This is a genomic window from Anaerolineales bacterium (assembly GCA_015075625.1).
In the GTDB taxonomy this organism is placed as follows: domain Bacteria; phylum Chloroflexota; class Anaerolineae; order Aggregatilineales; family UBA2796; genus UBA2796.
Genome location: JABTTZ010000004.1, coordinates 66,570 through 78,963, shown reverse-complemented (window position 1 = coordinate 78,963; position 12,394 = coordinate 66,570). Strand labels below are relative to the sequence as shown.

Here is a 12,394-nt window from a genome sequence, read left to right as displayed (position 1 = left end):
ATCGTCTAGCGAGCGCTATAACTGGTTGAGCGCGTTTAGATAGGTATCCAACGCTGCTTGAAGATCACCGAGGCGCATATGGGTATCCCCTAAGAGGCGGAACACCTTCGGCTCTTTGGGGTTTTGCTGCGCAATTGTGCGCAGGTCGGCGCGGACATCTTCCAAACTCTCGGCATGATCAACAAGCGCCTGATATTTCTCCAACGCCGGGGCGATCTGTCCTGTACCAGCGAGTTCCCGTGCTTCGCTGAGGACAAAAGGTGTGATTGCCGGAATACGCCGTTCCGGTGGCGGCGGCGGCTGGACAGGGCGCGGCGGTTCAGGTGTGCGCGTCACAATTGGGGCAGCAGTGGGCGCTGGTGGGGGCTGTACAGGCAGGGGCGATTCAACCCGTTCGGGGGTAAGCGCTGCTGCCAACTCGGCTGCCATATCGTCCGTCATGTCGAAGGATTTTAGCGCCTCGAAATCGGGTTCGGGGGTCGGCGCAGCGGGACGGGCGACAGGGGCATCATCCAGCCCGCTTGCCATTTGCGTCAGCCACGCTGGAATACCTGCTTCGTCAGGAACGGCAGGGAGGACATCCTCTTGGGGTGGGACTTCCAACCACGAGGGCATTTCGCCCGCTGCGATGGGAGGAACGTCGCGGGGACGTTCTTGATCTACACGCAGCATTGCCTCCCGATACCAATCGGGAACTTCTTCCTCCATCCCCATACGGCGGCGTTCTTCATCATCAAACGCCTCTGCCCACGAGTCGATCTCATCGGGCGAACCGGGTTGCGTGAGGCGTGCCAGTTCGACATCGGAAATGGGTGTGCTTTCGATGGTGAGACGCGGTGTTTCCTCAACAGGCGGGGCGGTATCTCCCAACGCCGCCATCAGGTCGGTCAGGCTGCCTTCCTCGGCAATCGGCTCGGTCAGCCAACTGGGGAAGTCTGTCCCAATAGTGGGCAGTGCGACATCATCGGACAGGGCAGTGACACTCGGCAAGGCAGCATCAGTCTCGGTAACGCTGATATTTCCCGCCAACCATGAAGGAATCTCGCCGGGGACAGCCGGGGAGTCATCGCCGGGAATAGGCATGTTCTCGAAATCTTCGCGGATTTCTTCTAAGCGCTGCGTCTGCCGTTCTAGCCATTTCAAGACTTCTGCCGGATCATCGGACATACCACCTTCCATAGAGATAGTTGGTTCGGCGGGGGGCATCTCCACAGGGGTGAATCGGGGCGTGTAATCTGGCTCTACAGCGGCGGTGGGCAGCACAGGGGCATCATCGCCTTCGGAAACGGATTGCAGCCAACTCAGGACAGAATCGGCATCCATAAGGGCGGTATCGGAGGGAGGCGCAGCCTCTGTCTCTAAGGAGGACTCGAACCCGCCAGCACCGCTGGTGAGGCTCTCCAACCACTGGAGCGTATCCGACCCGGCAAGGGCATCGCCCATGGTCACTGCCTCTGTCGATTCAGCGGCAACATCAGACCCAAAATCAAGATCGGGCATGGGCGCGAAGTCGGGCATTGTCCCACCGCTGTCGCCTGTGGCGTCCATGCCCTCTAAGGGGGAGGCAAGCCCGCTCAAAAGAGCGTCAAGGTCAAAGGTCAGATCGGCGGCTGGTGCTGCTTCTGGTACTGCATCCATCGCCATCATCGGCTCAGGGGTAAGCGGCTCAGGCTGTGAGGGGGTTTCGATGGGTGCGGGTTCGGGTGGAGGACGGCGGAATTCTTGGGCAACGACATTCATCGTCACCAGTTCATCAGCATTTGCCCCCTGTTGTGCCGCCAAGCGCTCCAACCACTGCATGGGGTCTTCGCCGCCGAGAAGATCGGTCAGTTCGGCGTCAGCGGTGATCCCCGTTGTGCCGCCGCTGCTCGTACTCGCCATTGGTTCGGGCGTGAGGCTGGCAGCGGGCATAATCGGTTCGGGTTCCATGGGCGTGAGGGGTGGCTCGCTGTGTGTAGGCTCTGGGGTGAGCGGCGCTTCTTGCGTCCCACGCATGGTCACCAGTTCATCGGTGTTCGCCCCCTGATTGGCGGCAAGGCGCTCCAACCACTTCATGGGGTCTTCCCCGCCGAGGAGGTCGGTGAGTTCGGCGTCAGCGGTGATCCCTGTTGTGCCACCGCTCCCTATACTCGCCCTGGGTTCGGGTGTGAGGCTGGCGGCGGGTGTGATGGGTTCTGGCGCGGCAGGGGGCGGAACAAGAACATCCCCTTGAACATCACTTGGCGCAGGAATATCCGTCTTCATCGTGACGAGTTCATTCATCGCTGCGCCCTGATTGGCGGCGAGACGCTCCAACCATTTCATAGGGTCTTCCCCGCCGAGGAGGTCATCCAATTCGGCGTCGGAGGTGATCCCCGTTGTGCCGCCCGTGCTGCTGCCCATTGGGGCGGCGGTTGGTTCGGGGGTCAGGTCGGCGGCGGGTATGACGGTTTCCGCCTCTGGGGGCAAATCCATTGTCCCACCGGTGACGAGTTCGGCGGGGTCTGCCCCCTGCCGCCGCGCCAGACTTTCCAACCATGCCATCGGGTCAGCGCCCCCAAGCGGATCATCGGCAACGGCGGGTTCGGAGAAATCGGCGGGCGTAAAGTTCAAGGAATCAACGGCGCTACCAAAAATATCCCGAAGGCTTGCTTCACCGAGGTCTTCCAGTTTTTCGCCTTCTTCGGGAGGGAGTTCCATCATCCCGCCGGTGACCAGTTCGGCGGGGTCTGCGCCCTGCCGTTTGGCAAGCGATTCCAGCCATGACATTGGGTCTGCCCCGTCGAGCATGGCGCTGAGATCATCATCCGTCCCAATTCCCCCAATGGGCGAGGTGGTAGCGCTTGAGGCAACAGGGGTGATTGGGATGGTGTCGTCGGCATTTTCAGGCGGAAGGTCGAGCGTCCCGCCGGTGACGAGTTCGGCGGGGTCTGCCCCTTGCCGCCGCGCCAAACTCTCCAACCATGCCATGGGATCAACGCCACCGAGGGGATCGTCATCCGGCTTGTTGGCATCACTGCCATTGGGTGGTGGGGTCATTCGTACCTCTAATGTCTGTGCGCCATCTGCCCGCGTCTGAGACTATGAACACCTAAAAGCGACCAAAAAAAATTCCTAAACCCTATTGTAGCGCACTTCTAGGAAGTACACCGAACTTGCCCTTCACATGGTGGGTCTTAGTCAGGCTCAGGGCAAGTACTCTATACGGAGGTCTCTGCACCTCACTTCTTTTTACGTTTCCATGCAGGCAGTTTCGTGAAGGTAAAGTCACTGCCGTCCCCTTCTGTTCCACCTTCGTTGGCTGGCGGCGGTTGGTTTGTCTCAGCGCCAGTAGGGGCGGCAAAGGGATCAGCGCTTGCCTCGAAGGTTTCCAAGCTGCCAAAATCGAGCGCCTCTAAACCAGAGAGTGAATCACCCGCTGCGCCGGGCAGGAAATCAGGCTCACCGCCAATCCGCGCCTGTTGCAACCAATCGGGCATCCCCTCCGCCGGGGCAATCTCTGTCTCGGCATCCTGTGTTCTGTAAGCATCCAGCGCTTCCGATAGATCAACGGGTTGAGAGGCATCTGCTGAGTCGCTGGTTGTTCCGGTGAAACCACCCTCGCCAAAGAGTGACCCCAAATCAAAGGAGGACTCCGCAACGGACTCCATGGCAATAGACGCTGGTGAAGGCGCGGTATCTAGGGTGTCCTGAACTGCTTCGCCAAAATCAGTCAGCCACGAGGGTTGATCGCCGCTGAGGAGTGCCGCATCGGAAGCGATCAATTCGCCGGTATCAAGCGGCTGGTTCACGCGCTCAGATGTGGCTTGAATCAGGTTTTCAAACTGCGCCTCTGCGCCAGCACGCCAATCCTCGCCATCTGTGTCTGTCGCAGCGGCAGGCTCACCAAAGAGATCGCCCGTCAGCCACGAGGGGCTTGCCTCATTCGATTCCTGAGGCGGGCTGAGCGGTGTCGTGATCATGGTCGGGAGGGCTGCCGTCACCTTGCGTTTGTACAGCGGAAGTTCACTGTCATCCCGGGTTGGTTCAGCCGGCGTTTCGGGAGGGGTGATTGTCAGACCGCCGCCCAAGTCCAGCGAGTCTCCGAAATCGGCGGGAGTTTCGTTCAGGGGCGTTCCCAAGACGGGCGTTGGTTGTCCGCCTTCTCCCCCTTGCGCTTTCGCCAACCAATCTATCTCCATAGGCGGAGTGATCGCGGCAGATTGAGCATCATCAGGAGGGCTAAAGGCGGGCAAATTCGCTTCAAACAGGATGGCAAATTCATCAAGATCGGTACTGGTAGACGCGGCAGGCGCGGCAGCGGGCATTGATTGCAGCCAATCGGCTTGGGGTTGGGCAGCAGGAGTAGTGTTCAGCCAATCCAATCCGGCAGAGGGTGGGGCTTCGGCAGGCGGCGGCGTGGTGATCCCAAATTCACGTTCCAACGTCAGGGCAGCGAGCGGGTCGCCAGAGGGAGCGGTGTTTTCCGTTTGCAACCATGCCAGCACGTCTGCTTCAGAGGCTTCGCGCCGTTCCTCAGATGATTCTTCAGCGGGGGAATCACTAAGCAGGAAGTTGAGCGCCTCCTCCGGCGAGTCAAAATCAACACCAAGAGCCGCCGCCGGAGCGCTTTCGGCGGCGGCTTCGTCCCCTTCTTCTCCCAAGAGCGGCGCCGAAGGTACTTCGCCCGTCGCTTGGAACTGCTGAAACCACGCCATTGGATCGGGCGCGGCATCGGGCGGGGCTATATCGGGAGCAAAGCCTTCCAAAATGGATAAGTCAATGTCCAGCCTTTCGCTTCCCACTTCCAGCAGGGACTCCGCCTCAAAATTAAGCTCAGGGGAACGTTCCAGCATGGGGGGCGTCGTTGGTAAGGGCGGTAAATCGGCAGCCAGCCAGTCTAGATCATCGGGTGCGGTAGCAGCGGGAAGCACCACCGATGTACTAAGGCTGGTGGCATCATCACCCAACCAATCTCGCGCCAGGGCGTCTGCGGTTAGCAGCGTATCATCCTCGGTGCTTTCCGCCGAGGAGAGCGCTGACGTAGGGGTGTCGGGTAAATCCAAGCCACCGCTGAGCCAATCAAACGCTAAGTCGCCCTCGGCAGCAGGGGCGGTTTCGCCTTTGTCGGAGAGAGTCTCAGAGAGGCTGAGGGTGTCAAGCGCTGTGCCGAGTTCGGTGAAATCGTTGGAGGGCGTCTCGCTGCTGAGCCAATCAGGGGCGAGATCAGCATTAAAATCGAACTCCCCACTAAGTTCAGGGGCGGATGGGGCGGGCATGGCAGGCAGTTCAAGGCTTTGGAAGCTGAAGTCTAGGGCAAGTTCGTCCTCTGGCATATCCCCTTCACGCTCGAAGGTCATTGGCGCGTCAAGGGCGGACTCGGCGGACTGAACATCAAATGTGGCTAAGGCATCAGCCGCATTTGGGAACAATTCGGCACTAGGGGAGGGCTGTTCCCCAAGTAGCCAGCCAACATCCAAGCCATCAGGTTCTTCAGCGGCAATGGGTTGAGCAGACCGCGGCAGCGTATCGGGATCGATGAGTTGCCCAGTTTGCAGCCATGCCAACGAATCAAGGGCGGGTTCGTCTTCTTCCGCTGCGGTGAGCGGTGCGGAGGTGGCATCAGGATCGGTGAGTTGTCCAGTTTGCAGCCATGCCAACGAATCAAGGGCGGGTTCGTCTTCTTCCGCTGCGGTGAGCGATGTGGAGGTGGCATCAGGATCGGTGAGTTGCCCAGTTTGCAGCCATGCCAACGGATCAACGGCGGGAACGTCCTCGCTGGCGTCATCGTCTGCCAACCACGCTGCGCCGCCTAAATCAGCGGTGCTAGGGGCGGCATCAAGGGTGAGATTGGGAAAGCCATTGTCATCGTCTGCCAGCCATGCCGCGCCGCCTAGATCGGCGGTGCTAGGCGCAGCATCAAAAGACAAATTAGGCAAATCGTCATCTTCGTCTAGCCAGGTCGCCCCGCCGGAGAGCGGTAGAGGGGGTGTTCCCATCCCTGTATCCTCGGCAATGTCTTTAAACCAATCCGGCGCTTCGCCAGAGGCAGCCTCTTCGGTAGGGGTGTTGAACATATCGGTGATACCCGTGCGCTTGCGGAGCGACCCTGTACCAAGCGGGTCTTTCGTCCCAACGGGCATCGTAAATGTCCCACTGGCATCGGTGTTAAAGGGGGTATTTCCGCCAATGCCAGTGCTTGGCGAGAATAATTCCGGTGCCTCGAACACCTCGCCAATGCTGGACACCCAATCGGGGACATCGGTTGCCATTTGGGCAGCGGCACGGGCATCCCAGACAAGGCGGGGCAGGCTAAAAGCGTTTTCCGGTGGGGACGCGCCCTCCCCGTGAACAGCCTCCCAAGCCGCGAAGGGATCAAGTCGCTCCAGACGAGAGACAAACGGTGCGGCGTCAGAGGGGCGTCCTAGCCTGATCCAATAGGCGGCAAAGATTTTATTTCCCTCTAGGCAGTCGGGATTCGTTTCTAAAAGACGGAGCGCCGTCTCGCCCGCACCAACCATATCGCCACTCACCCACTGTGCTTGCGCCAAGAGGACGCCCAAATCTGCACGTTGGGGCGACTCGTTATAGGCACTGATCAGTTCGGCTATGGCGTTTGTGTACATCCCGCCGCGCAGATAAAGGCGTGCCAGCGCCCCCCGTGTGAGCGGGATTGATTCGGGAAGGTCGCCATCCCGTGAGGCAAGAAGTGCCCGCAGTTCCTCCCGAAAGGTGTCGTTATGGGGTTCTTGATCAAGCGTCCGCGCCATATACCAGAGGGCGGCGTTTGGATCGCGGTGTTCGTTGGCGCGGCTCATCCCAAACGTCCCGATCAGGTCGTCTGGGATAGCGCCGAGGACGCGCTGAAAAACCTCTACAGCCTCGTCGTTGCGCCCCCGTGCAAGAAGTGCCTGCCCTAAGATACGGTAGGTCTCTACATTTTTGGGGAAGTGCTGCAAAATATGGCGGCAGTGACCGATCACTTCCTCCAGCGCTTCTTGTTCAAGAAGGCTGTTCAATTCGCCAAGATAGGCACGAAGGTTTGTCGTCGCCATCGTTTCCCCACCGCTTCACTAATCGGATGGTTATCGCATATTGCGTGGGGGGCATTATGGCGCAGGCGCCGGATTTGCGCAACCATCATTGGGATAGGGTCAGGAGAGGATAGGGAAAACCTGCGAACAAGATGTAGGCTGTCACAAAACGCATCGCCGCCTCGTCATTCTTTTCTAGAGACACCATTCACGTTGTTCAGGGGAGAAATGACCATGCAGCAGGTAACTATTCTAGGCGGGGGCTACGCGGGGATTCTTGCTGCGCTTCGCTTACAGCGCAAGGCAGAAGTCACACTGATCAGCCGCGAGGCAACCTTTGGCGAGCGGGTTCGTTTTCATGAGATGGCGGCGGGCGAGAGGCGCACCTACCCTATTGCCGCATTTCTGCGGGGGACGGGTGTGCGTTTCCTTCAGGCAGGTGTGACGGGCATTGACCCCAACGCCCAGCGGCTGACAACGACGGAGGGGATGTTTTCCTATGAGACGCTGATCTATGCCTTAGGGAGCAGCACAGATCGAAATAGCGTGCCGGGGGTGCGCCAGTATGCCTACACCTTAGATAGCGATCACCTTGGACGGCTGAATACAGCCCTTCGGCAAGGAGGATCTTTGGTGATCTGTGGCGGCGGGTTGACGGGGATTGAGGCGGCGGCGGAATTTGCCGAGGCGTTTCCAGCGATCAACGTTACCCTGCTGACTCGCGGCGTCGTTGGCGAAGGACTTTCCGAAAAGGGACGCGCCTACCTACGCGCTGTGTTCCAGCGGTTGGGAATCACCCTCCGCGAGCATACAGGCGTAACCCGCGTGACAGCCGATGAGGTGCTGACTGAGGAGGGGAGAATCGGTTATGATCATCTTCTGTGGGCGGGGGCGTTCACCGTCCCAACGCTGGCACGGGAGGCGGGTATTGCTGTGAATGAGCGTGGGCAAGTGCGCGTTGATTCAACACTGCGCTCAATCTCCCACCGCGCCATTTTTGCCGTTGGCGATAGCGCCGCGCTGGACGGCATTCGAATGGGCTGTGTCACGGCGATGCCGATGGGAGCGCACGCTGCCTCAAATATCTTACGAAGGATGGGCAATGAACGTCCCTTCCGCTTTGCCTATCCGGGACAGAACATCAGCCTCGGGCGGCGAGCGGGCTTGATCCAACTGACGCGGGCGGATGATACCCCTCGTGAGCGGATTCTCACCGGACGGGTGGCTGCGCTGATTAAAGAGGCGGTGTGCCGTTTCACGACTGCAGCGCTGCGGGTGGAACGCCGCTTTCCCGGAGCGTACCAATGGCTGCGGGCGACGCTGCCTTCTGCGCAGCCCGAACCGACAGAAGAACCAACAGAACTGACATGGAGTCCAGTATGAGTGATGCCCCAGACGCCCGAACCGATGCGTTCGAGCGACAGCGCCGCCGCTTGTTTGGGATTGCCTACCGGATGCTGAGCAGTGTCATGGAGGCGGAGGATATTGTCCAAGAGGCGTACCTCCGCTACCAAACTGCCTCCCTAGAGGCAATTCGTGAGCCGGATGCCTATCTGACGCGCATCGTCACGAATTTGTGCTTGGATCGGTTGAAATCGGCAGCGGCGCAGCGCGAGGTTTATGTAGGGGAGTGGCTGCCCGAACCGCTTCCCACCCCCGATGACCTTACCGAGAGTGAATCTGAGACAATCTCGATGGCATTTTTGCTCATCCTTGAACGGTTATCTCCGGTGGAACGGGCAGTATTCCTTCTCCATGAGGTGTTCGATTACAGCTACGCCGAGATCGCCGTGTTTGTGGGGAAAGATGAGGTAGCGTGCCGTCAAGTGCTGCACCGCGCAAAGGCACACGTCATGGCGCAGCGTCCCCGCTACCATGCCGCCCCGGACGCCCATCAAGCGATCTTGACGAAGTTTGTCACGGCGGTGACGCTGGGCGATATGGATGGCTTGCTGGCACTGCTGGCAGAGGACGCGGTGGGATACTCGGATGGCGGGGGGAAAGTCCACGCCTCACCAAAACCCATTGTGGGGGCGGCGATCGTTGCCCGTTTGCTGGTGAGTTCGCGGCGGCTTATTTCGCCAGAGACAACGCTTGAGGTGCGGACGATCAATGGCACAGCGGCATTGATCTTGCGGGTAGGGGGCGCTGCCCAATCGGTGATCTCTTTAGAGACAGATGGGGCGAAAATTCAGGTGGTGCGCATCGTCTTGAATCTTGACAAATTGCGCCACCTGTAGAACCTGTATCCCCCTTTGCCCCATGGACAAAGGGGGATACAGGTGTGAGGGTTAGCGTTTGAGAACGGTTTTGACCAGCCCGCCGATTTCTGTTGGGTTAAGAGCGACAGAAACGCCGGCTTCGGTAAGCGCTTCCATCTTCGCCTTCGCCGTCCCCTTTCCACCAGAGACAATCGCCCCGGCGTGACCCATCTTTTTGCCGGCGGGGGCGGTAACTCCGGCGATATAGGCAACGACAGGCTTGGTGACATTCGCCTTGATGAAGGCTGCCGCTTCTTCCTCTGCCGATCCGCCGATTTCCCCGATCATGACGATTGCCTCGGTTTCGGAGTCGGCTTGAAAGGCGCTTAGGACATCGATGAAACTCATCCCCGGCACCGGATCGCCGCCAATGCCAACGCAGGTTGTCTGCCCAATACCAGCTTGTGTTAGCTCGTAGAGCGCTTGGTAGGCAAGCGTCCCCGAACGGCTGACGATCCCGACGGGACCGCCGGGTTTGCTCACTTCGGTGGGGTTAAAGCCGATATTGCACTTGCCCGGGCTGAGGATGCCAGCGCAGTTTGGACCCAAGAGGCGGGAGTTGGGGTAGGTGTGTTTGAGTTCGTTATAGAGCATTGCCTGATCATGGGCGGGGATATGCTCTGTCACGCAAACGATGAACGGGATTCCTGCTTCTGCCGCTTCTAAGACAGACGCCTTTGCTGCAAACGCGGGGACGATGACGAACGAGGCATTCGCGCCGTCCATTTGAACAGCCTCGCGGACGGTGGCGCGAATCGGAATACCCTCCACATCTGTACCAGCTTTTTTGGGGTTTGTTCCGGCGACAACTTTTGTCCCATAGGCTTTGTTGCGCAAGCCATAGAAGCGCCCCTGACTGCCGGTTAGCCCTTGCACAACAACGCGGGTGGTTTCATTGACGAAAATAGCCATGATTCTATCTATTCCTTCTTAGCTCTTTGCCGCCAATTCGACAGCGCGTTTTGCCGCGCTCAGCATGTCCGGCATCATGATCAAGCGATCAGACTCGTTTTGTTTCAAGATTTCGCGTCCCTGTTGGGCGTTCGTGCCGTCCAACCGGGCAATGATCGGCGCACGAAGGGTGACCTGTCCCATCGCTTCGATGATTCCCCGCGCTACTTCATCGCAGCGGGTGATCCCGCCGAAAATATTGATGAAGATCGCCTGCACCTTCGGATCGGTGTTGATCACATTGAGAGCGTTCACCATGACCTGGGCGTTCGCCCCACCGCCAATATCGAGAAAGTTCGCCGGCTTGCCGCCCACCTGATTGACAATATCGACGGTACTCATTGCCAGCCCCGCACCGTTGGCGATGATCCCCACTGTCCCATCCAGCCCAACGTATTGAAGGTCTTTTTCTTTCGCCAGCTTTTCGCGTTCGTCAAGCTGTTCCAAGCCTCGGTATTCGTCCCATTCGGGGTGACGTTCCGCCGCGCTGTCATCGAGCGAAACCTTTGCATCAAGGGCGTGAACCTTGCCAGCGGGGGTGAGGATCAGGGGATTGATCTCAACAAGATCGGCGTCGCCTTTGGTATAACAGGTGTAGAGTTTGAGTAGAATATCCACCGCGCCGTCGTGCGCTTCGGCGTCTAAGTGAGCCGCCTCTACCCAAGCGCGGCACGTCTCTGGGGTCAAACCGATCACCGGATCAACATAAATGCGGGCAATGGCAGCGGGGTCTTCGGCGGCAACTTGTTCAATGTCTATACCGCCCTTTGCCGAGAGCATTCCCAAATATTTCTTCGCGCTGCGATCCAACGTAAAAGAGGCGTAATACTCTTTTTTAATGTCGGATGCTTTCTCGATCCATACACGGCGGACGATATGCCCTTTAATATCCATGTTCAAGATATTTGTGGCATGGGTGCGTGTTTCCTCGGCATTGTTCGCCAGTTTGATGCCACCAGCTTTGCCGCGCCCGCCTACTTGTACTTGTGCCTTCACTACAACGGGATAGCCCAATGATTCCGCCGCGCTAACGGCATCTTCTATGGTATCGGCGGCTTTGCCGGGCGAGACGGGAATCCCGTATTTGGCGAAATACTGTTTCCCTTGATATTCAAATAAATCCACGAAAGGTCTCCTTGCTGTGCGATCTTGCTCTACCCCGCGCTTCGCTGAGACGACAGGGGCGGGGCGACCTATCCAGTCGTCCCAACGATTCTAGGTGATGTGGGTGTAGGGATGTTTGTCCCCGCATGATTTTAACTGATTTTTCTACTGCATGGGTGAGCAATGGCGGAAACGTGGCGCTCATACCTCCATAATCAGACGAGGCGTCATTGCCAAGTAATCGGCGGCGACAAGGGCATAGTGAACCCCCTCAAACTCGCCCTGAACAGCGATCTCCCATTCTTTGTCATGGTGGAGATGCCCATAGAGGAAATACGTCGGTTTGTAGTGGCTGATTAACTCGGTATATCCAGTGCGTTGCCCATCGGAGGTGAGCGGCGGGTAGTGCGACATAGCGATCAACGGTTGGTTGGGCTGGCGCAATGCCTCTGCTGCTTTGAACGCGGACTCTAAGCGGAGCAGTTCCCGCGTATAGCGATCTTTTTTCTCGTCTTTGCGGTAGTAGGGATCATTAGGGGCAAGATGACCCATCGCCCCACAGAGGACGACCCCACCGATGATCAAAGCATCACCTTCTAAGAGGTGAAACCCCAACGGCTCAGCGGCGTGCCGTGCTTTTGCCCCGCTATCCCACCAATGATCATGGTTGCCCCGCACAAGGACTTTTTTTCCGGGGAGCATCGTCAGCCATTGGAGATCGGGGAGGACATGAGAGATCGACTGCGCCCACGAAATATCACCGGGGAGGAGGACAACATCGTCGGCATGGATCAGTCTGCGCCAGGCATCGGCAAGGCGTGCCTCATGGTTCATCCACTTTTCGCCAAAACGGAGCATGTCGCGTGGTTTCCCAAAGGAGAGGTGCGTATCAGCGATAGCCCAAAATTTCGTCAAGAGAACACCGTATCTGGAGCGTGCCATTGATTTTGAGGCATTATACACCACACACACGAGGTCTGATAAAGCATAGGACTTACGCAGTTGAACGTGTTTACCCTGTATTCATCGAAAGGGAAAGTTTGAGGGGGAAGCCCCTTAAAATGGATTCCCCCTTCTCCCACTAGG

The 12,394-nt window shown here is 58.4% G+C and carries 7 protein-coding genes; 2 read left to right on the top strand and 5 right to left on the bottom strand.

Features of this window, described 5'->3' with window-relative positions; all coding sequences use genetic code 11:
• Window positions 1–15: 15 nt before the first annotated feature.
• Window positions 16–3,018: a hypothetical protein gene (locus tag HS103_18060; GenBank protein MBE7514700.1), complete on the bottom strand. Its 3,003-nt coding sequence runs from the start codon at window positions 3,016–3,018 to the stop codon at window positions 16–18.
• A 182-nt stretch (window positions 3,019–3,200) separates the two neighbouring features.
• On the bottom strand, window positions 3,201–7,013 hold the full coding sequence (locus HS103_18055) for a tetratricopeptide repeat protein (protein MBE7514699.1): 3,813 nt from the start codon (window positions 7,011–7,013) through the stop codon (window positions 3,201–3,203).
• Between the two features lie 207 nt (window positions 7,014–7,220).
• On the opposite strand from HS103_18055, the gene HS103_18050 reads away from it, so the two are divergent.
• Both HS103_18050 and HS103_18045 read left to right on the top strand, forming a co-directional pair.
• The gene (locus HS103_18050; GenBank protein ID MBE7514698.1) at window positions 7,221–8,375 is read left to right on the top strand and encodes an FAD-dependent oxidoreductase; all 1,155 of its coding nucleotides are present in this window, start codon (window positions 7,221–7,223) and stop codon (window positions 8,373–8,375) included.
• Window positions 8,372–9,232, top strand: a complete 861-nt coding sequence (locus tag HS103_18045) for an RNA polymerase sigma-70 factor (GenBank protein MBE7514697.1) — start codon at window positions 8,372–8,374, stop codon at window positions 9,230–9,232. The genes HS103_18050 and HS103_18045 overlap by 4 nt, the downstream gene beginning before the upstream one ends.
• 51 nt (window positions 9,233–9,283) lie before the next feature.
• On the opposite strand, the gene sucD is transcribed toward HS103_18045, so the two are convergent.
• The 3 genes from sucD to HS103_18030 form a co-directional block, all read right to left on the bottom strand.
• Window positions 9,284–10,165, bottom strand: coding sequence for a succinate--CoA ligase subunit alpha (gene sucD, locus HS103_18040; protein ID MBE7514696.1), 882 nt, complete (start codon window positions 10,163–10,165; stop codon window positions 9,284–9,286).
• 18 nt (window positions 10,166–10,183) lie between these two features.
• A complete protein-coding gene (gene sucC / locus HS103_18035) occupies window positions 10,184–11,329 on the bottom strand; it encodes an ADP-forming succinate--CoA ligase subunit beta (GenBank protein MBE7514695.1) in 1,146 nt (381 codons plus the stop codon).
• A gap of 180 nt (window positions 11,330–11,509) precedes the next feature.
• Window positions 11,510–12,223 carry a metallophosphoesterase gene (locus tag HS103_18030; protein MBE7514694.1) on the bottom strand — a complete coding sequence of 238 codons (714 nt, stop codon included), beginning with the start codon at window positions 12,221–12,223 and terminating at the stop codon, window positions 11,510–11,512.
• Window positions 12,224–12,394 lie beyond the last annotated feature (171 nt).

Coding starts and splice junctions, on each gene's coding strand:
- HS103_18060 (MBE7514700.1), bottom strand. CDS start 3,018: ATGACCCCACCACCCAATGGCAGTGATGCCAACAAGCCGGATGACGAT.
- sucD (MBE7514696.1), bottom strand. CDS start 10,165: ATGGCTATTTTCGTCAATGAAACCACCCGCGTTGTTGTGCAAGGGCTA.
- HS103_18050 (MBE7514698.1), top strand. CDS start 7,221: ATGACCATGCAGCAGGTAACTATTCTAGGCGGGGGCTACGCGGGGATT.
- HS103_18045 (MBE7514697.1), top strand. CDS start 8,372: ATGAGTGATGCCCCAGACGCCCGAACCGATGCGTTCGAGCGACAGCGC.
- HS103_18055 (MBE7514699.1), bottom strand. CDS start 7,013: ATGGCGACGACAAACCTTCGTGCCTATCTTGGCGAATTGAACAGCCTT.